Annotated in this window: 20 protein-coding genes and 1 riboswitch; of the genes, 15 read left to right on the plus strand and 5 right to left on the minus strand. The window is 66.2% G+C overall.

Annotated elements, in window-relative coordinates:
* Positions 1-22: 22 nt before the first annotated feature.
* Positions 23-691 carry a hypothetical protein gene (locus tag H7692_RS03565; protein ID WP_201925874.1) on the minus strand — a complete coding sequence of 223 codons (669 nt, stop codon included), beginning with the start codon at positions 689-691 and terminating at the stop codon, positions 23-25.
* 17 nt (positions 692-708) lie between these two features.
* The gene (locus H7692_RS03570; RefSeq protein ID WP_201925876.1) at positions 709-1,434 is read right to left on the minus strand and encodes a ParA family protein; all 726 of its coding nucleotides are present in this window, start codon (positions 1,432-1,434) and stop codon (positions 709-711) included.
* 259 nt (positions 1,435-1,693) lie between these two features.
* Between H7692_RS03570 and H7692_RS03575 the strand changes: the two genes are divergently transcribed.
* Positions 1,694-2,920, plus strand: coding sequence for an SPOR domain-containing protein (locus H7692_RS03575; RefSeq protein WP_201925878.1), 1,227 nt, complete (start codon positions 1,694-1,696; stop codon positions 2,918-2,920).
* A gap of 191 nt (positions 2,921-3,111) precedes the next feature.
* Positions 3,112-3,750 carry a PilZ domain-containing protein gene (locus tag H7692_RS03580; protein WP_227339778.1) on the plus strand — a complete coding sequence of 213 codons (639 nt, stop codon included), beginning with the start codon at positions 3,112-3,114 and terminating at the stop codon, positions 3,748-3,750.
* Between the two features lie 23 nt (positions 3,751-3,773).
* Here the strand turns inward: H7692_RS03580 and H7692_RS03585 are convergent, their stop codons facing one another.
* Positions 3,774-4,202: an acetyltransferase gene (locus H7692_RS03585; protein ID WP_227339779.1), complete on the minus strand. Its 429-nt coding sequence runs from the start codon at positions 4,200-4,202 to the stop codon at positions 3,774-3,776.
* Positions 4,203-4,255: 53 nt separating this feature from the next.
* Positions 4,256-5,140: a phosphoserine phosphatase SerB gene (gene serB, locus H7692_RS03590; RefSeq protein WP_227339780.1), complete on the minus strand. Its 885-nt coding sequence runs from the start codon at positions 5,138-5,140 to the stop codon at positions 4,256-4,258.
* A gap of 209 nt (positions 5,141-5,349) precedes the next feature.
* Positions 5,350-5,430: riboswitch (ZMP/ZTP riboswitch) on the plus strand.
* 16 nt (positions 5,431-5,446) lie between these two features.
* Between serB and H7692_RS03595 the strand changes: the two genes are divergently transcribed.
* The 9 genes from H7692_RS03595 (at position 5,447) to H7692_RS03635 (ending at position 14,535) form a co-directional block, all read left to right on the plus strand.
* Positions 5,447-6,079: a LysE family translocator gene (locus tag H7692_RS03595; protein ID WP_227339781.1), complete on the plus strand. Its 633-nt coding sequence runs from the start codon at positions 5,447-5,449 to the stop codon at positions 6,077-6,079.
* Positions 6,080-6,168: 89 nt separating this feature from the next.
* Positions 6,169-7,128, plus strand: coding sequence for a tRNA (adenosine(37)-N6)-dimethylallyltransferase MiaA (gene miaA / locus H7692_RS03600; RefSeq protein ID WP_227339782.1), 960 nt, complete (start codon positions 6,169-6,171; stop codon positions 7,126-7,128).
* An 85-nt stretch (positions 7,129-7,213) separates the two neighbouring features.
* Positions 7,214-8,968, plus strand: coding sequence for a biosynthetic-type acetolactate synthase large subunit (gene ilvB / locus H7692_RS03605; protein ID WP_227339783.1), 1,755 nt, complete (start codon positions 7,214-7,216; stop codon positions 8,966-8,968).
* A 4-nt stretch (positions 8,969-8,972) separates the two neighbouring features.
* A complete protein-coding gene (gene ilvN / locus H7692_RS03610) occupies positions 8,973-9,488 on the plus strand; it encodes an acetolactate synthase small subunit (RefSeq protein WP_201925891.1) in 516 nt (171 codons plus the stop codon).
* 103 nt (positions 9,489-9,591) lie between these two features.
* Positions 9,592-10,626, plus strand: coding sequence for a ketol-acid reductoisomerase (gene ilvC, locus H7692_RS03615; protein ID WP_201927257.1), 1,035 nt, complete (start codon positions 9,592-9,594; stop codon positions 10,624-10,626).
* A gap of 156 nt (positions 10,627-10,782) precedes the next feature.
* Positions 10,783-11,916 carry an 8-amino-7-oxononanoate synthase gene (locus H7692_RS03620; RefSeq protein ID WP_222135909.1) on the plus strand — a complete coding sequence of 378 codons (1,134 nt, stop codon included), beginning with the start codon at positions 10,783-10,785 and terminating at the stop codon, positions 11,914-11,916.
* Complete coding sequence (bioD, locus tag H7692_RS03625) at positions 11,913-12,641, plus strand: ATP-dependent dethiobiotin synthetase BioD (protein ID WP_222135908.1); 729 nt, start codon at positions 11,913-11,915, stop codon at positions 12,639-12,641. Before H7692_RS03620 ends, bioD begins: the two co-directional genes overlap by 4 nt.
* A gap of 103 nt (positions 12,642-12,744) precedes the next feature.
* Positions 12,745-14,004: an adenosylmethionine--8-amino-7-oxononanoate transaminase gene (locus H7692_RS03630; protein WP_227339784.1), complete on the plus strand. Its 1,260-nt coding sequence runs from the start codon at positions 12,745-12,747 to the stop codon at positions 14,002-14,004.
* 126 nt (positions 14,005-14,130) lie between these two features.
* On the plus strand, positions 14,131-14,535 hold the full coding sequence (locus H7692_RS03635; RefSeq protein WP_201925900.1) for a DUF805 domain-containing protein: 405 nt from the start codon (positions 14,131-14,133) through the stop codon (positions 14,533-14,535).
* Positions 14,536-14,577: 42 nt separating this feature from the next.
* On the opposite strand, the gene H7692_RS03640 is transcribed toward H7692_RS03635, so the two are convergent.
* Positions 14,578-15,057, minus strand: coding sequence for a YHS domain-containing (seleno)protein (locus H7692_RS03640; protein ID WP_227339785.1), 480 nt, complete (start codon positions 15,055-15,057; stop codon positions 14,578-14,580).
* Positions 15,058-15,233: 176 nt separating this feature from the next.
* On the opposite strand from H7692_RS03640, the gene H7692_RS03645 reads away from it, so the two are divergent.
* The 4 genes from H7692_RS03645 (at position 15,234) to leuA (ending at position 18,692) form a co-directional block, all read left to right on the plus strand.
* Positions 15,234-15,635: a hypothetical protein gene (locus tag H7692_RS03645; protein ID WP_201925903.1), complete on the plus strand. Its 402-nt coding sequence runs from the start codon at positions 15,234-15,236 to the stop codon at positions 15,633-15,635.
* A 96-nt stretch (positions 15,636-15,731) separates the two neighbouring features.
* Positions 15,732-16,100, plus strand: a complete 369-nt coding sequence (locus tag H7692_RS03650) for a hypothetical protein (RefSeq protein ID WP_227339786.1) — start codon at positions 15,732-15,734, stop codon at positions 16,098-16,100.
* A 112-nt stretch (positions 16,101-16,212) separates the two neighbouring features.
* Positions 16,213-16,704: a rhodanese-like domain-containing protein gene (locus H7692_RS03655; RefSeq protein ID WP_227339787.1), complete on the plus strand. Its 492-nt coding sequence runs from the start codon at positions 16,213-16,215 to the stop codon at positions 16,702-16,704.
* A 323-nt stretch (positions 16,705-17,027) separates the two neighbouring features.
* On the plus strand, positions 17,028-18,692 hold the full coding sequence (gene leuA / locus H7692_RS03660; protein WP_227339788.1) for a 2-isopropylmalate synthase: 1,665 nt from the start codon (positions 17,028-17,030) through the stop codon (positions 18,690-18,692).
* Positions 18,693-18,745: the final 53 nt, after the last annotated feature.

Here is an 18,745-nt window from a genome sequence, read left to right on the forward strand (position 1 = left end):
AGGTCCCCCTTTTTCTCGCTGTCTAGTTCGTCTTGCGTACCGGACGCGCTGCCGGCAGGCGGCTCGCCATTGCGTCGATTTCGGGTAGCGACGACAGATATTCGTCGAGCAGGTCGGTCAGGATTGCCTGCGCCGACTTGTTCGTCACGGCGCTCGCCAGCCGCAACCGCAGATGGCGTTCGGCGTCGAGGCGCAATGTGAACGCCGCCTTGTCGCGGGCGCGCAGCGCGCGCGGCGCCTTGGCTTTCGGGGCGGGACGCTGTTCGACCTTCGCCGCAACCGCGGCGACGCGATCCTTCAGCGATTCCTGCTGACGGACGACTTCGGGCACGTCGACCGGATCGGCGTCGAAGCCTTCCCCGGCCAATGCTTCGGTCAGGTCGCCGCCGCGTTCGGCGTTGATCGCCTCGTCGCGCGTCGCGCTTTCTTCGACCGCATGTTCGGCTTCGCTGTTGTGCGCCAGCACCGATCCGGCGAGGAGCGGCTTCAGGTCGACCATCCGGCCGCCGTCGTTCGACTGGTCGGGGTCGACATCATAGCCCATGTCGTTCCAGCCAAGGTCGTCATAGCCCGTCCCGGTCAGCGGTGCGGGGCCGCTGCCGAGCGGCTGACGGCGCATGGCGGGTCGTGCTCCACCCTTGCGGGCAAGAAGTCCGGCGCTCAGCGATGCGAGGGGTTTGGGTTCGCCCATGGTTCCAAACTCTCCCGTCACTGACCGGCGACGCGGCGGCCGAAGCCACCACCCATCGGACGGACCGCGCCATAACTGCCCGGCTGCGGCACCGCGGGTGCCGAAAAGACGGTGCGGCGGAAATTCTTTTCCAGCCGGTCGTTTATATAGGTCCACAATTGGCGAATCTCTTCGGCCGAACGCCCGTTGGGGTCGACCTCCATCACCGTGCGCCCGTCGATCATCGACGCCGCATAGTCGGTGCGATGGTGCAGCGTCACCGGTGCGACGGTGCCGTGCTGCGACAGCGCGACGGCCGCCTCGCTGGTGATCTTTGCCTTGGGGGTCGCGGCGTTGACGACGAACACGAGCGGCTTGCCCGCGCGTTCGCAAAGGTCGACCGTGGCGCCGACGGCGCGCAGGTCGTGCGGGCTCGGGCGCGTCGGGACGACGATGAGTTCGGCGACGCCGATAACGCTCTGGATCGCCATCGTGATCGCCGGCGGCGTGTCGATAACGGCGAGTTTGAAGCCCTGCTGGCGCAGCACCTCAAGGTCCGATGCAAGCCGCGCGACCGTGGTCTGCGCAAAGGCCGGAAGGTCGGTTTCGCGCTCGTTCCACCAGTCGGCGAGCGAGCCCTGCGGATCGATGTCGATCAACACGACGGGGCCGGCGCCGGCAAGCTGCGCCTGCACCGCGAGGTGCCCCGACAGCGTCGTTTTGCCCGACCCGCCTTTCTGTGAAGCCAATGCCAATACGCGCACTGCTATCCCCCTCGGATATCCAATAATCGGCCGGAGGAATGGCATGGAGGACGCTAAAATTGAGTTAACGATGATAAATTGTCGGTGAACGAGCCGTTGGATTCTGTGGTAAAGATCCGCTTAATGCGAAACTGTCCCGGCATGGAGCAACTACGGGCATCCCGCACGCGTCGCTAACGGGGTGTTAGCCAATTGCCCCTATCCGCTTTGCCGGGACCGACGGCCGATCACATGCGCCGCAAGCCAGTGGAGATACTCGATGCGTTCCATTCGCACCGCCGCCCTTTTCAGCCTGCCGCTCGCGCTCGCCGCGCTTGCCGTGCCCGCCAATGCCGATGTGAAGGATGGCGTCGATGCCTGGCAGGCGGGCGATTATCAGGCCGCCGTCGCCGAGTGGCGCCCGCTCGCGCTTGCCGGCGACCCCGATGCGCAGTTCAATCTGGGTCAGGCCTACAAGCTCGGCCGCGGCGTTCCCGCCGATCTGGCGCAGGCCGAGGCCTGGTATCGCCGCGCCGCGAAACAGGGCCATTTGCAGGCCGAGGACAATCTTGGCCTCGTGCTTTTCACTGCCAACCGCCGCGACGAGGCGATGGATTATATCGCCCGATCCGCCGCGCGGGGGGAACCGCGCGCGCAATATGTCCTCGGCACCGCGCACTTCAATGGCGACCTTGCCACGCGCGATTGGCCGCTTTCTTATGCACTGACGAAGCGCGCGACCGACGCCGGGCTCGACATCGCCGCCGCACGGCTCGCGCAGCTCGACCGGTTGATCCCGCTCGAACAGCGCCAGCGCGGACTTGCGATGCTCCCCGACATGGAAAAGTCCGAAGCGCGCGCACGCCTTGCCGCGGTCAATGCCGCCGCACCGCCGCCGCCCAAGGCGGTGGCCTCGCCGGTGAAGACCGCGCGCCTACCCGCTTCGCTCCCTGCCACCAGCTACACGCCCCCGCCGGTGATTGCGGCTGCGAAGCCGCCCGCCGCTGCTGCGGTCCCCGACGCGCCTACCGCAATCGTCACACCCGCGCCGGCTCCGCTGCTCTCGCCCGTCGCACAGGCGGCAGCCGATGCCGCAAGCGAGGCAACGGCCGCCGCAGCGGCAGCGGCCGGAACGAGTTTCGACGCGCCGCCCGAAACGGCGCCGGCGGCATCCGCACCCGTAAAGCCCGTCAAAACGGCGGTCGCTCCGGCGCCCGAACGGCCCGCCCCCGTCAAAACCGCCACGCCCGGGCACGCCCCGGCAAAGCAAGCCGAAAGCCCGTGGCGCGCGCAGCTCGGCGCCTTCGGTGTCGAGGCCAACGCCCGCAACCTCTGGGCGGCGCTCTCCGGCAAGCACCCGGCCGTCGCGGCGCGCAAACCCTATTTCGTCAAGACCGGCGCGCTCACCCGCCTCCACGCGGGCGGATTTGCCGACAAGGCTGCGGCCGACCGCTTCTGTACGGAAATGACAGCCAGCGGCCAGCCCTGCCTCGTTATCGCAAAATAGTGCCGCGACTCCGCGCGCAATGTGCCTGCCCTAACAGCTTGCCGTAGCGTCATTAAAATGCAATACTTGCTCCCGGACCGCACGTTCATTGCCGCACGGCATTGAACGGGGGGCCGGGAAGTTCCCCCGGCTCCTGCCAAACTCGGGCGGTCCATCCATCGCAAGGACCGACCCGCGGAAGGGAGGGCTTGATGGACAGGGGCATCGATTCGCGTTTCGAAAGCGGAGGCGCGACCAATATTCGGGAATCGCCGGAACAACCGGACCGGCGCGAGGGCGATCGCTATCGCTCGGTTTGCCGTATCGCGCGCGTGAGCCGCTCTGACGACATGGGACTGTGGCGTGTGCGCAATATCTCCGACAAGGGGATGATGCTCGCGGCCGACGTCGATTTGGCCGGGGGCGAAGCGGTGGAGATCGCGCTGTCAGAAAGCACCGTCATCAGCGGCCGGATAGTCTGGGCGGACAAGGGGCGCTGCGGCATTGCTTTCGACCAGCCTATCGACGCAGCCGCGGTGCTCGCGGCGCTGGCGCAGGAACAACAGGCCGAAGGTTATCGTGCCTTGCGGCTTCCAATCGAGATCGAAGCGCTCGTCCTTTTCCGCAACGACGCGCGCCCGATCGACCTTGTCGACATTTCGCAAAGCGGGGCGGGCTTCGTTTACGACAGCAAGCTCGACACCGGGACCGAGATCGACCTGCTGCTTCCCGGCGATGATCAGAAACGCCCGGCGCTCGTGCGCTGGTCAAAGGGGAATCGCGGCGGCCTGTGGTTCAGGCGGCCGCTCGACAGGACCGAGCTGGAAAGCGTCGCGCGCTTTCGATCCTGACGGCGCCGCGCGCGCATGCCGCGCTATGGCATGTGGCGCAGGTGAATGATCGGATAGGGCCGCCCCTGCCCGTCGAGCGCAGACCGGCCGACGGGCACGAAACCAAGCCGCCGGTAAAAGCCCACCGCCTGGTCATTCTGCTCGTTGACGTCGGTCGAAAGCCCCGGCGCCCGCGCCAGCGCATGAAGGACGAGCATGCGCCCGACGCCCTTGCCGCGATGCGCGGGGGCGATGAAAAGCGCATCCATATGGGCGCCGTTCAGCAGCATGAAACCCACCGGCCGATCCGCCCCATCGACGGCGAGCCAGAGCGGTGCCGAGGGCAGGAAATCGGCGACTTCGGCGTCGATTGCCTTCCGGTCGGCTGCGGACAGGAAGTCGTGCGTTGCATCGACCGCGTCGCGCCAGATCTGCAGCACCGCGGCGCCGTCGCCGGGCACAGAGGCGCGCATTGTACAGGGCGCGCGGTCCATCGTCCTTGTTCTCGCCCGGCGTCCGGCGTCGTTCAGCCCAGAACCCAATCGCGCCGCGGATAGCCCTGCGCCCACAAGAGCGCGGTCAGGTCGTGGTGGCGGATCGCGGCGTCGGCGGCCTGGGCGGCGGCGGCGTGCGGGTGGTAAGCGATGCCGAGCCCCGCCGCGGTGATCATCGGAATATCGTTCGCCCCGTCGCCGACCGCGAGTGTGTCGGCCAGCGGCAGCCCGTATTTCGCCGCCTCGGCGGTCAACGTTGCATGCTTGGTGCTCGCATCGACCACCGGTTCGGTCACCCGGCCCGTCAGCTTGCCGTCGACAACCTCCAGCACATTGGCAACGACGCGGTCGAAACCGATCGCCTCGCCCACCGGATCGGCAAAAGCGGTGAATCCTCCGGTGACGAGCACCGACCGCGCGCCATGCGCCTTCATCGTCTGGATCAGCGTGCGCGCGCCGCGCGTCAGGCGCACCCGCTCGATCCGGCATTCGGCCAGCACGCTTTCGTCCATCCCGCCGAGCAGCGCGACACGCTCGGCCAGTGCGGCGCGAAAATCGAGCTCGCCCTTCATCGCGCGCTCCGTAATCGCCGAAATCTGCGGTTTCAGTCCGGCATAATCGGCCAGTTCGTCGATGCATTCACAGCGGATCATCGTCGAATCCATGTCGGCTATGATCAGCTTCTTGGTGCGGTCGCCGAGCGGCTGGACGACCACGTCGAGCGCCCCATGATCCATTTTCGCCAGTTCCTTGCGCGCGCTCACCAGGCTCCCCTCGAACGCGATGTCCACAGCGTCACCGACATCAAGCCAGTGCGGCGCGCCGACGTCATGCCCCGTCATGTCGAGCCGGTCGATCGCTTCGCGGACCACCTCACCCGTCAGCTTTCCGTCGGCGATCAGCGTGGCAACGAACATGGCGGCTCCTTCTCCCTTGGCTCGCGGCGCGCGCCGCCCTTCCCTTATCGCGGGCGCCGCGGTCTGCGGCAAGAGTGCTTTGGCTGTCGGGCGGCCGATGCCGCGGCGCGATGGCGGCCGACGACGATCCGGTGTCCGCTAAAGCCCGGGTTTCATCGCGCGAAGAACTCTCCCTATTGCGTGCCTGATGGCCGGCGGCAATAGCATCGCCCGTCTCGCGTGACTGACGCTTGAGATGGGGCACCATCGGGAAGCGCGAGCATGATCGGCCGCGCGTCTGGGCATCCATCTCGCAAGGAGGAACCGATGCCCCAATCCGAAAATCTGCTCGCCTTCGCCATCATCGCGCTCGGCATGGTGCTGACGCCCGGTCCGAACATGGTCTATCTGATCTCGCGCGCCATCTGCCAGGGCCGTTCGGCGGGCGTGATTTCGCTTGGCGGGGTCGCGCTCGGCTTCGTCTTTTATATGCTCTGCGCCGCGTTCGGGATCACCGCGCTCGTGATGGCGGTGCCCTTTGCCTATGACGCAATCCGCTTTGCAGGCGCGATCTATCTGCTGTGGCTCGCTTGGCAGGCGGTGCGACCGGGCGGGCGTTCGCCGTTCGAGGTCAAGGATCTCGCCATCGACCCGCCGGCAAAGCTTTTTGCGATGGGGTTCCTGACCAACCTGCTCAACCCCAAGATTGCCGTCATGTACCTGTCGCTTCTGCCGCAATTCATCTCGCCCGATGCCGGCGGGATACTCGGTCAGGCGCTCGTGCTTGGCACGACACAGATCATGATCAGCATAATCGTGAATCTTGCGATCGTCGTGTCGGCCGCATCGATCGCGCGCTTCCTTGTCCGGCGGCCCAGCTTTGCGAGCATCCAGCGCTGGGTGATGGGTACGGTACTGGCGGGGCTCGCTGTGCGGATGGCGACCGAAGCACGTCGTTGAACGCTACCCGGACCGCCCGGCGGCGCAGGAGGAACAGTTGACGACACGGCCTCGCGCGTTGGCGTGCGGACTGTTATCACCATCGGAATATGAGCCAGTCCCTTCCTTCCTCTTCCAACCGCCCTCCCCTGGCGCTCATCGTCGGTCCGACAGCGAGCGGCAAGAGCGCTCTTGCAGTCGCGCTGGCGCAGGCCCTCGGCCGGGCGCAGGTCGTCAATGCCGACGCGAGTCAGGTTTACCGCGACCTCGCGGTCCTTTCGGCGCGCCCGACGGACGAAGAGATGGCGGGGGTGCGCCATTGCCTCTTCGGCCATGTCGATGGCGCCGAAGCCTATAATGCCGCACGCTGGGCGCAGGAGGCGCGCCGCGCGCTCGCCCATGCTTGGGAGGATGGCGACGTCCCCATCCTCGTCGGCGGCACCGGCATGTATCTGCGCACGCTCTTGTTCGGCATCGCACCGGTTCCCGACATCGATCCCGACGTCCGCGCCAAGGTGCGCGCGCTGCGCCTCGACGACGCCTATGCCGCGCTTGGGCGCGAAGATCCCGTCGCGGCCGAAAAGCTCGACCCGACCGACGGGCTGCGCATCGCCCGCGCGCTCGAGGTTATCCGTTCGACCGGCCAGCCGATCGCGGCATGGCAGCGTTCGCTCGTCGGCGGCATTGCCGACACTGTGACGCTCGTTCCCCTCATCCTTCTCCCGCCGCGCGGCTGGCTGCGCGAACGCTGCGACCATAGGCTCGCGCAGATGTTCGACGGCGGCGCGATCGAAGAGGTCGAGGCGCTCGTCGCGCGCGGACTCGACCCCGATCTGCCCGTGATGCGCGCCATCGGCGTTCCGCAAATCGCGGCCTTTCTGACGGGCGAGCTGTCGCGTGACGAGGCGCTGGCGCGGGCACAGGCGGCGACGCGCCAATATGCGAAACGTCAGTTCACCTGGTTCCGCCACCAGCCTCCGGCCGAATGGCCCCGGCATACAGAGTCATTAAACAACGATTCTATCAATGAAATTGCAATTAAATTACACGATAGATTATTGACAGGATAGAATCATGCACTTATTGCCCGCAACCCTGTTGCAGCGCACAAGGCGCGTGCCCTTGCGGCTGCCAGATTGAAGAAGGAGTTTCGTCGTGACGGAAATGAGTGGTGCCGACATGGTGGTTCAGGCGCTGGTCGACCTCGGGGTCGATACGGTGTTCGGCTATCCGGGCGGCGCCGTGCTTCCGATTTACGACGCGCTTTTCAACCATCCGCAGATCAAGCATATTCTCGTCCGCCACGAACAGGCGGCGACGCACGCGGCCGAGGGCTATGCGCGCGCGACGGGCAAGCCCGGCGTCGTGCTCGTCACCTCGGGTCCCGGTGCGACCAATGCCGTCACCGGCATCACCGATGCGCTGCTCGATTCGATCCCGATGGTCGTGCTCACCGGACAGGTTCCGACGAACCTGATCGGCACCGACGCCTTTCAGGAATGCGACACGGTCGGCATCACCCGCCACTGCACCAAGCATAATTATCTGGTGATGGACCCCGACCGGCTCGGCCCGGTGATCCACGAGGCCTTCTTCATCGCGACGCACGGCCGCCCCGGCCCGGTCGTCGTCGACATCCCCAAGAATGTGCAGGTCGCGACCGGCAGCTACACCGTGCCCGAGCGGATCGAGCATAAAAGCTATCGCCCGCAGATCGAGCCCGACGCCGGCCCGATCGCCAAGGCGATCGCGCTCATCGCCGCGGCCGAGCGCCCCGTTTTCTATTCGGGCGGCGGCGTCATCAACGCCGGCCCCGACGCGAGCGCCGCGCTGCGCCAGCTCGTGGCGCTCACCGGCGCGCCGATCACCTCGACGCTGATGGGGCTCGGCGCCTTCCCGTCGGACGACCCCAAATGGCTCGGCATGCTCGGGATGCACGGCACGTACGAAGCCAATATGGCGATGAACCGCGCCGACCTGATCATCGCGGTCGGCGCGCGCTTCGACGACCGCGTCACCGGCCGTCTCGACGCCTTCGCGCCCGAGGCGAAGAAAATCCACATCGACATCGACCGAAGCTCGATCAACAAGATCGTCCCCGTCGATATCGCGATCGTCGGCGACGCCGGCCGCGCGCTCGATGCGCTCATCGCCGCGTGGCAGGACCGGGGACATCAGGCGCGCGACCTTGGCGAATGGTGGCGCCGCATCGACGGCTGGCGCGCGACGCGCTGCCTCGACTTTCCCGAAAAGACCGAGGCGTCGGCCGAGATCATGCCGCAGCGCGCGATCAAGGCTTTGTTCGACGCAACGCGCGGCCGCGACCCGATCATCACGACCGAGGTCGGCCAACACCAGATGTGGGCGGCGCAGCATTTCGGCTTCTCGGCCCCCAACCGCTGGCTCACCTCGGGCGGGCTCGGCACGATGGGCTATGGCTTCCCCGCCGCCGTGGGCGCGCAGATCGCCAAGCCCGACCGCCTCGTCATCTGCGTTGCGGGCGAAGCCTCGCTCCAGATGAACATCCAGGAAATGGGCACGGTCAGCCAGTACCGCCTGCCGGTGAAGATCTTCATCCTCAACAACGAATATATGGGGATGGTCCGCCAGTGGCAGGAACTCACCTATGAAAGCCGCTATTCGAACAGCTATTCGGACAGCCTGCCCGATTTCGTGAAGCTCGCCGACGCCTATGGCTGGACCGGGCTGCGTATCGACACGCTCGGCGAACTCGAGGACGGCATTCGGACGATGATCGACACGCCGGGTCCGGTGATCGTCGACTGCCGCGTCGCCAAGCTCGCCAACTGCTTCCCGATGATTCCGTCGGGCGCGGCACACACCGACATGATCCTCCAGCCGAGCGACGTCATCGGCACGATGGACGACGAAGCGAAAGCACTGGTCTAGCCCCATGAAAATCCAAACCGAAGCGGGCGAGCGCCATGTGCTCGCGGTCACCGTCGACAATGAATCGGGCATCCTCGCCAAGATCACCGGCATGTTCTCGGCGCGCGGCTATAATATCGAGAGCCTGACCGTCGCCGACATCAGCGCCGATCATGCGGTGTCGCGCATCACCATCGTCACCAGCGGTCCGCCCGCGGTGATCGACCAGATCATCGCGCAGCTCGACCGGCTGGTGCCCGTCCACAGCGTCACCGACCTCACCGACCAGGGCGCGCATGTCGAGCGCGAGATTGCGCTCGTCAAGGTCGCGGGCACGGGCGACAAGAGGATCGAGGCGCTGCGCATGGCCGACGTCTTCCGCGCCAAGGTCGTCGACACCACGCTGACGAGCTTCATTTTCGAAATCACCGGGTCGAGCGACAAGGTCGACCGCTTCGTCGCCTTGATGCGCGAATGCGGGCTGGTCGAGGTCGGCCGCACCGGCGTCGTCGCCATCGCTCGCGGGGCGGAGGCGGTTTAGGGTTTACGTCTTGGGTTTCAACTTGTCGTCACCCCGGACTTGATCCGGGGTCCATGGATGCCGGATCAAGTCCGGCATGACGAAAAACTACAGGGAAGAAGACATGCAGGTTTATTACGATCGCGACGCCGACCAGGATCTGATCAAGGGCAAGAAGGTCGCCGTCGTCGGCTATGGCAGCCAGGGCCACGCGCACGCGCAGAATATGCGCGACAGCGGCGTCAAGGAGGTTGCGATTGCGCTCCGCCCGGGTTCGGCAACCGCAAAGAAGGCCGAGGCTGCGGGCTTCAAGGTGATGACCAATGCCGAGGCTGCTGCCTGGGCCGACGTCATCATGATCGCCGCGCCCGACGAGCATCAGGCGAAAATCTACGCCGACGACATCGGCCCGAACATGAAGCCCGGCGCCGCGCTCGCCTTCGCGCACGGCCTCAACATCCACTTCGGCCTGATCGAGGCGCGCGCAGACATCGACGTCTTCATGGTCGCGCCCAAGGGGCCGGGCCACACGGTGCGCAGTGAATATCAAAAGGGCGGCGGCGTCCCCTGCCTGATCGCGGTCGCGCAGGAGGCCGAAGGCAACAGCGGCAACGGTTACGCCAAGGCGCTCGCCCTCTCCTACGCCTCGGCCGTCGGCGGCGGGCGCAGCGGCATCATCGAAACCACCTTCAAGGAAGAGTGCGAAACCGACCTCTTCGGCGAACAGGCGGTGCTGTGCGGCGGCATCACCCACCTGATCCAGGCCGGGTTCGAAACGCTGGTCGAGGCGGGCTATGCCCCCGAAATGGCCTATTTCGAATGCCTCCACGAAACCAAGCTGATCGTCGACCTCCTCTATGAAGGCGGCATCGCGAACATGCGCTATTCGATCTCGAACACCGCCGAATATGGCGACATCAAGACCGGCCCGCGCATCATCACCGACGAGACCAAGGCCGAAATGAAGCGCGTCCTCGCCGACATCCAGTCGGGCCGCTTCGTCAAGGATTTCGTCCTCGACAACCAGGCCGGCCAGCCCGAGCTGAAGGCCAGCCGCAAGGCCGCCGCCGCGCACCCGATCGAACAGACGGGCGAAAAGCTGCGCGCGATGATGCCGTGGATCGCCAAGAACAAGCTCGTCGACAAGGCGAAGAACTGAACTTGCTGTCTCCCCTCCCCTTCAGGGAAGGGGCAGCGAGACTTGCGGGTCATGCCCGCTAGTCGCAGCGGGGTGGGCGTTGAGCTGGCTGAAGGCGGCGACCCCCACCCCCAACCCCTCCCCTGAAGGGGAGGGGCTTATTGATAGAGGCCGCGCATGACGCCCCCCTTTGCCCCCCACCGCGCCGATCTCGCCGCGCTCGCCGCAGACGACCGGCGCCGCGCGCTCGCGCCGCGCACGGGGATCGACTTTGCCTCGAACGACTATCTCGCGCTCGCGGGTTCCTATGCGCTCGCCGAGGCGCTTGCCGAGGGCGCGGCGCGCGGTATCCCCGCCGGTTCGGGCGGCTCGCGCCTGCTGCGCGGCAACCATGAAGAGCATGAGGCGCTCGAAGCCGACGCCGCGCGCCATTACGGGACCGAGGCCGCGCTCTTCTTCGCGACCGGCTTTGCCGCCAACGCCGCGCTGTTCGCGACGCTGCCGCAGCGCGGCGACCTCGTCGTCCACGACGAACTCATCCACGCGAGCGCGCACGACGGGATGAAGCTCGGCCGCGCCGGGCGCATCGACGCGCGCCACAATGACGCGCAGGCGTTCGACGACGCCATTGCGCGCTGGCGGCGCGGCGGCGGCGTCGGCACGCCGTGGATCGCCGTCGAAAGCCTCTATTCGATGGACGGCGACCGCGCCCCGCTCGCCGATCTCGCCGCCGTCGCCGACCGCCACGATGCGGTCCTCGTCATCGACGAGGCGCATGCGACCGGGGTTTACGGCCCCGCCGGACAGGGGCTCGCGCACCAATATGCCGGCCGCCCGAACGTCATCACCCTCCACACCTGCGGCAAGGCGCTGGGGACCGAGGGCGCGCTGCTCTGCTGCCCCGCGATCGTCCGCGATTTCCTCGTCAACCGCGGCCGCCCCTTCATCTTTTCGACTGCGCCCTCGCCGCTGATCGCGTGGCTCGTGCGACAGGCGCTCGAAATCGTCGCGACCCAGCCCGAGCGCGCGGCGCGCCTCGACGCGCTTGTCTGCCACGCCGAATATCGCCTCGCCGCGCTCGGCCTGCCGTCGAGCGGCAGCCAGATACTGCCCGTCGTCATCGGCGACAATGCGCGCACGATGCGGATCGCCGCCGCGCTCCAGGCTGCCGGCTTCGACATTCGCGGCATCCGCCCGCCGACCGTGCCGCACGGCACCGCGCGGCTGCGCATCGCGCTGACGCTCAACGTCGGCGAAAGCGACATCGACGCGATGACGGAGGCGCTGTCGGCCGCTATGGCCGCGGCATGACCAGGCGCTTCATCGTCACCGGTACCGACACCGGCATCGGCAAGACCATCTTCTCCGCCGCGCTCGCCGGCGCGCTCGGCATTCCCTATTGGAAGCCGATCCAGTCGGGCCTCGAAGACGAAACCGACAGCGAAACCGTCGCCAAACTCCTCCCTGCGGCGAAGCCGTGGGGAGGGGGACCGCGCCCGAAGGGCGTGGTGGAGGGGCAAGAAGGACAAAGCCCCTCCGTCAGTCCTGCGGACTGCCACCTCCCCATCGCTTCGCAACAGGGAGGAACGATCCTCCCTGAAGCCTATCGCCTCGTCACCCCCGCCTCCCCGCATATTGCGGCCGAAATCGACGGCGTCACCATCGACGCGCACGCCCTCACCCCGCCGCCGGGCGACCTGCTCGTCGAAGGCGCGGGCGGCGCGCTCGTCCCCGTCACGCGCTCGCTGCTCTACGCCGACCTGTTCGCGCGCTGGCAGATCCCCGTGATTATCTGCGCCCGCACCGCGCTCGGCACGATCAACCACAGCCTGCTGACGATCGAGGCGCTGCGCGCACGCGAAGTCCCGATCCACGGCATCGCCTTCATCGGCGACGCGGTCGAGGACAGCGAGGCGATCATCTGCGACCTCGGCAAGGTCCGCCGCCTCGGCCGCCTGCCAATCATCGATCCGCTGACGCCCGAAAGGCTCGCGGACGCCTTCGCCACGAACTTCGACCTCACTGATTACCAATAATCATACGTCATCCCGGCGAAGGCCGGGATCTCGCCCTCTCGGCCCAACGCACCGGCGAGATCCCGGCCTTCGCCTGGATGACGAAATGAGATAAGGCGCCGAAATGACCACCCCCTCCCCCGTCTGGCACCCCTTCACCCAGCACGGCCTCGGCGAGCCGATCCCGCTCATCGACCGCGCGGAGGGCGCGCGCATCTACGACGCCCTCGGCAATAGCTGGATCGACGCCATCTCGAGCTGGTGGGTCACGACGCACGGCCACGCGCACCCGCGCATCATGGCGGCGATCCGCGAGCAGTCGGAAAAGCTCGACCAGCTCATCTTCGCGGGCTGGACGCACGAACCCGCCGAGACCCTCGCCGCCGAACTCGTCCGCATCACCCCCGACCCGCTCACCCGCGTCTTCTTTTCGGATTCGGGATCGACCAGTGTTGAGGTCGCGCTCAAGATGGCGCTCGGCTATTGGGCGAACGTCGGCGCGGACCGCAGCCGCATCCTCGTCCTCGAACACAGCTATCATGGCGACACGATCGGCGCGATGTCGGTCGGCGAGCGCGGCGTGTTCAACCGCCCCTATCAACCTTTGCTCTTCGACGTCGGCACCATCCCCTTCCCGCACGAAGGGCGCGAGCAAGAGGCGCTCGACGCGCTCGAAGCCGCCTGTCGCGAAAAGCCCGCCGCCTTCATCGTCGAGCCGCTGATCCTCGGCGCGGGCGGCATGCTCGTCTATCCCGCATGGGTGCTCGCCGAAATGCGCGCCATCTGCGCGCGCCACGATGTGCTGTTCATCGCGGACGAGGTGATGACCGGATGGGGCCGCACCGGCACGCGCTTCGCCTGCGACCAGGCGGGCGTCATCCCCGACATCCTGTGCCTGTCCAAGGGGCTCACCGGCGGCGCGGTCCCGCTCGCGGTGACGCTGTGCATCGAGCCGATTTTCGAAGCGCACCTATCCGAAGACCGCGCACGGCTCTTTTATCATTCGAGCAGTTATACCGCGAACCCGATCGCCTGCGCCGCCGCCAACGCCAATCTCGCGATCTGGCGCGACGAGCCGGTGCAGGCACGCATCGACGCGCTCGCCGACGCGCAGGCCGCGCACCTTGCAATGCTCGCCGCGCACCCGCGCGTCGCCAACGCGCGCCGCCTCGGCACCATCGCCGCGCTCGACGTCGTCGCGACCGACACCGGCTATCTCTCGAACCTCGCCCCGCGCCTCACCGCCTTCTACCGCGACCGCGGCGTCCTCCTCCGCCCGCTCGGCAACAGCATCTATGTCATGCCGCCCTATTGCACGACGGCGGACGAATTGGCGGAGGTGTGGCAAAGCATTGCCGTGTCGCTCGATGAAATCACTCGGTAGCAATTCGGAACGGCTTAAAGCTTGTTAGCTACTTGTTCTCGTCGATTTATTTGTTAGTCCCTCTATCTGTTCAGTCATCAAGGCCGAACACTGCAGCTCGTGCAACAAGGAAAACGGGGGACAAATATGGAATGGATGCTGATGCCGCTAAAACGCTACGCCGAATTTTCGGGGCGTTCGCAGCGGAAAGAATATTGGATGTTCACGCTCTTCATGGTGCTTGTAATCGCGGCCCTGATGTTCGGTGCGGCACTATTGGGCGGCTTTGACGACACCGACGACACAAGTATCGGCGGCGCAATTTTTCTGTTGCTCCTTATCGGTTTCGTGCTCGTCACCGCCATTCCTTCGATTGCGGTCACCGTTCGGCGACTACACGATCAGGACAAATCTGGCTGGTTCTATTTGATCAGCTTTGTCCCATACGTCGGAGGAATCATCATGTTTGTATTCATGTGCATCGACGGCACCCACGGATCGAACCGATTTGGGCCGGATCCCAAAGGCGGTCATAGCGAAATTTTCGCCTGACCGCCCAATTTTGATCCACGGATGCGAAGGGACGGGGTGGGCTTACCCCCCGAACTTCGCGTCCGCCGGGATCACCTCCCAATTCTTGTGCCCGTTCGCGATATTCGAGTCGCGTTCCTTCAGCCACATCGCGCGCACGTCGCGGTTGAAGTTGAGGTAGAGCTTGCCGTCGACCAGCGTATAGGCGAGCGGGTCGCCGGGCGCGAGATAGCCGCGCGACATCGCCCATGCGCAATGTCCGCCGAACTGCGGCGCAAAGGCTTCGGGGTTGGCGGCAAAGCGTGCGGCATTGGCGGCATTGGCGAAATGATAGACCGCGCCGTCATGCTCGACCGCATGTTCGGCCTTGCCCATCACCGGGTCGCCGCCGGTTTCGAAATAGCTCACCGTGTCATAGCCGCTCACGGCAACATTGCCGCCCTCGACCCCGACATAGACGGGCTTGGCGTGAGCGGGCGACAGCGACAGCGCGAGCGGCGCGAGCAGCGCCGCGAATAGTGCGAACAGCGACCTTGTTTTCATGACATTTTCTCTCCGGACGGCGCCGGCCCGATGCCGGGCACCCGCAAGGCTTCGCGCGGTCCGGCATTTCGGTTACACCAATCCCCTCGCCCATCCGGTTCGGCTGAGGTTCATCTTCAGGGCCTAGGGTCAGGACCCTAGCATCGGGTGCGGGATGGGTTATCGGGAATGCGCACATGAAAAACTTGTCCTCCCTCATCCTGCCCTTGCTGCTCCTCGCGACCCCGGCGCTCGCACAGGAAGAGGAAAGCCTCGCCCAGTCGAGCACGCCGCCCCAGAAAACCTCGATCCTCTATACCTATGGCGACGAACCCTGCCCCGAAGGCGCCGCGAACGAAATCGTCGTCTGCGCGCAGCAGCCCGAATCCGAACGCTATCGCGTGCCCAAGGAATTGCGCGAGGAGTTGAAGGACGACGCCCCCGCGGGCGGCGGCAGCTGGGCCTCGCGCGTCGAGGGCTATGACGGCATCGCGCGGCAGACGCGCCCCGACAGCTGCTCGGCGGTCGGCAGCTATGGCTTCACCGGCTGCGCGGCGCTCGCATTGCGCGAGTGGTTCGAGGCGAAGCGCGCGCCCTGATCGGGTCCGGCGATACGGCGCACCCATATTGTCACATCGCGGCGCTACAGCCCGCATCGGGGCCGCTTTTCCGCCCCTTCGCAGGAGCGCAGTGCGATGAGCGAACTGGTACGCGAAATTGTCGAACTGAACGCCGGGATCGACGGCGACGAGGACAGCCCGCTGCTCGTCGTCGAGGTCGAGGGGCTCGCCCGCACCGCCGGCTGGACGCAGGTGCGGCTCGAACCGCATGTCTATATCACCCCGCCCGACGACGGCTTCCAGGATTTCGACCTTGTCGGCGACCGCCCCGCCGATCCGGCGGCAGAGGTCATGACCGCGGTCGAGGCCGGATGGGAAGGCCCGCTCGACGACTGGGTCATCGGCGTGCGCGTTCACGCCATCAACAATATGATCGAGGACGAGATTTTCGAACCCTGGGACGAAGCCGACGACGCCGACGACGCCGACAGCGAGGCTGCCTGACTCCCCTGCACTGCGCCGGGCCGCGTCGCGGCGCGGTCCGGCGACATTTTCGGTTCATCGTCCGTCCATCGGTGCGGATTTAGCGTCTCCCCATATCCCAGGGAGGACCCTCATGCGCCGCACATTCTGCCTCGCCCTTGCGCTCGCTGCCGCCCCTTCGGCGCTGGCGCAGGCAAATCCCCAGATCGACTATCCCGCCTTCGCCGCGCTCACCGCAAGCGTCGCGCCGCAGCGCGCCGAGCGCCTGCTCGCCTTCGACGCCTTCAAGGCCGAGGCCGCGAGGCCCGGCGCGCTGCTGCTCGACGCGCGGTCGAAGGACGCCTTTGCGCGCGGCCATATCAAGGGCGCAGTCAACCTGCCGCTCACCGATTTCACCGCAGCCAGCCTCGCCGCGGTCATCGGCCCCGACGCGCACCGGCCGATCCTCATCTATTGCAACAATAATTTCTCGAACGACCAAAGCCCCGTCCCCGTCAAGGCGGCCGCGCTCGCCCTCAATATCCAGACCTTCATCAACCTCGTCGGCTATGGCTATCCCAATGTCCGCGAGCTTGCCGATGTCGTCGATTTCACCGATCCCCGCGTCGAGTGGGTGACAGGCTGAACGTCGCACCCCGTCATTGCGAGGAGCCAAAGGCGACGAAGCAACCTCCAGCCTTCGAACTGCACGACGGCCGACGGCTGGAGATTGCTTCGCTGCGCTCGCAATGACGCGCGCGTGACCCCGCGCAATTATCGCACTCCCCCCTTGCCAAGCGCGACATTTTGCATCACTAGGACGCGCATGCGTAGCGCCAAGCTTCTTCTTCTGCGACTTACACGCCCTTGGGCGTGACGTTCGGCCTGCGCGACTAGCGGTGGGCCACGGCGCCCAAGGGTCATCGGCACACACCCCCGCAATTTACCAAGCAGAAGACGACCAGAACCATGACGATGCTCCGCGACCCCTCGGTCAAATATTCGCCCTTCCCGCAGGTTCCGTTGGCCGACCGCCAGTGGCCGTCGCGCACGATCACCCAGCCGCCGATCTGGCTCTCGACCGACCTTCGCGACGGCAACCAGGCGCTGATCGACCCGATGGATGCGGAGAAAAAGACGCGCTTCTTCGACCTCCTCGTCCGCTGCGGGCTCAAGGAGATAGAGGTCGGCTTTCCGGCGAGCGGCGCGACCGATTTCGACTATATCCAGAACCTCGTCCGATCGGGCCGCATCCCCGACGATGTGACGCCGCAGGTGCTGACGCAGGCGCGCGCCGACCTGATCCGCACCAGCTTCGACAGCCTTCAGGGCGCACGCACCGCGATCGTCCACCTCTATAACGCGGTCAGCCCCGCGTGGCGCCGCGTCGTCTTCAACATGGAGATGCCGCAGATCAAGCAGATCGCGATCGACGGCGCGAAGCAGCTGCGCGACAATGCCGCGCGCCTCCCCGGCACCGACTGGCGCTTCGAATACAGCCCCGAAACCTTTTCGACCGCCGAGCTCGATTTCAGCATCGAGGTGTGCGCCGCGGTGATGGACGTGCTGCAACCCACCGCCGACAAGCCGATCATCCTCAACCTTCCCGCGACGGTCGAGGCGGCGACGCCGAACATCTACGCCGACCAGATCGAATATTTTGCCAGGCATTTGCCCAACCGCGAAGCGGCGCTGATATCCTTGCACACCCACAACGACCGCGGCACCGGCGTCGCGGCGGCCGAGCTCGGCCTGCTCGCGGGCGCCGACCGCGTCGAGGGCTGCCTGTTCGGCAATGGCGAGCGCACGGGCAACACCTGCCTCGTCACCATCGCGCTCAACATGTACACGCAGGGCGTCGACCCCGGCCTCGACTTCTCGGACATCGACGAAGTCATCGCGACGGTCGAATATTGCAACAACATCCCCGTCCACCCGCGCCACCCCTATGGTGGCGAGCTGGTGTACACCGCCTTTTCGGGCAGCCACCAGGACGCGATCAAGAAAGGCTTCGCCGCGCGCGAACGCCAGAATGACGAAAAGTGGGAGGTGCCCTACCTCCCCATCGACCCCGCCGACCTCGGCCGCGATTACGAAGCGGTGATTCGCGTCAACAGCCAGTCGGGCAAGGGCGGCGTCGCCTGGGTGCTCGAACAGGACAAGGGGCTCAAACTGCCGAAGAAGATGCAGGCGAGCTTCAGCCATGTGGTGCAGGCGCTGGCCGACCAGACAAGCCGCGAGCTCGCCGCCGACGACATCTGGCACGCGTTCGAGGCGCATTATCTGGCAAGCGAAGCCAAGCGCTTCCAGCTCGTCGACTGGTCCGAATCGCACAGCGGCCCCGACCGCATCTTCGCCGGCAAGCTCACCATCGACGGCCAAACGCGCAGCGTCAGCGGCCGCGGCAACGGCCTGATGAGCAGCGTCATCGCCGCGCTGGCGGAGTCGGGCGGCCCGCTGATGGACATCGTCGATTACAGCGAGCACGCGATCGGCCACGGCAGCGACGCGCAAGCCGCCGCCTATGTCGAATGCCGCACCGCCGACGGACGCAGCCTGTTCGGCTGCGGCCTCGACACCGACGTCGCGACGGCGAGCGTGCGGGCGATCCTGAGCGCCGCCAACGGGGCATAAATATCCTCCCTGTTGCGCAGCAATGGGGAGGTGGCAGCGCAGAATCCTCCCTG

Origin of the sequence: Sphingopyxis sp. P8 (genome assembly GCF_020622175.1) — a bacterium.
GTDB classification, from domain to species: domain Bacteria; phylum Pseudomonadota; class Alphaproteobacteria; order Sphingomonadales; family Sphingomonadaceae; genus Sphingopyxis; species Sphingopyxis jiangsuensis.

Coding starts and splice junctions, on each gene's coding strand:
- H7692_RS03565 (WP_201925874.1), bottom strand. CDS start 691: ATGGGCGAACCCAAACCCCTCGCATCGCTGAGCGCCGGACTTCTTGCC.
- H7692_RS03575 (WP_201925878.1), top strand. CDS start 1,694: ATGCGTTCCATTCGCACCGCCGCCCTTTTCAGCCTGCCGCTCGCGCTC.
- H7692_RS03580 (WP_227339778.1), top strand. CDS start 3,112: ATGGACAGGGGCATCGATTCGCGTTTCGAAAGCGGAGGCGCGACCAAT.
- H7692_RS03585 (WP_227339779.1), bottom strand. CDS start 4,202: ATGCGCGCCTCTGTGCCCGGCGACGGCGCCGCGGTGCTGCAGATCTGG.
- serB (WP_227339780.1), bottom strand. CDS start 5,140: ATGTTCGTTGCCACGCTGATCGCCGACGGAAAGCTGACGGGTGAGGTG.
- H7692_RS03595 (WP_227339781.1), top strand. CDS start 5,447: ATGCCCCAATCCGAAAATCTGCTCGCCTTCGCCATCATCGCGCTCGGC.
- miaA (WP_227339782.1), top strand. CDS start 6,169: ATGAGCCAGTCCCTTCCTTCCTCTTCCAACCGCCCTCCCCTGGCGCTC.
- ilvN (WP_201925891.1), top strand. CDS start 8,973: ATGAAAATCCAAACCGAAGCGGGCGAGCGCCATGTGCTCGCGGTCACC.
- ilvC (WP_201927257.1), top strand. CDS start 9,592: ATGCAGGTTTATTACGATCGCGACGCCGACCAGGATCTGATCAAGGGC.
- H7692_RS03620 (WP_222135909.1), top strand. CDS start 10,783: ATGACGCCCCCCTTTGCCCCCCACCGCGCCGATCTCGCCGCGCTCGCC.
- bioD (WP_222135908.1), top strand. CDS start 11,913: ATGACCAGGCGCTTCATCGTCACCGGTACCGACACCGGCATCGGCAAG.
- H7692_RS03630 (WP_227339784.1), top strand. CDS start 12,745: ATGACCACCCCCTCCCCCGTCTGGCACCCCTTCACCCAGCACGGCCTC.
- H7692_RS03635 (WP_201925900.1), top strand. CDS start 14,131: ATGGAATGGATGCTGATGCCGCTAAAACGCTACGCCGAATTTTCGGGG.
- H7692_RS03640 (WP_227339785.1), bottom strand. CDS start 15,057: ATGAAAACAAGGTCGCTGTTCGCACTATTCGCGGCGCTGCTCGCGCCG.
- H7692_RS03645 (WP_201925903.1), top strand. CDS start 15,234: ATGAAAAACTTGTCCTCCCTCATCCTGCCCTTGCTGCTCCTCGCGACC.
- H7692_RS03650 (WP_227339786.1), top strand. CDS start 15,732: ATGAGCGAACTGGTACGCGAAATTGTCGAACTGAACGCCGGGATCGAC.
- H7692_RS03655 (WP_227339787.1), top strand. CDS start 16,213: ATGCGCCGCACATTCTGCCTCGCCCTTGCGCTCGCTGCCGCCCCTTCG.
- leuA (WP_227339788.1), top strand. CDS start 17,028: ATGACGATGCTCCGCGACCCCTCGGTCAAATATTCGCCCTTCCCGCAG.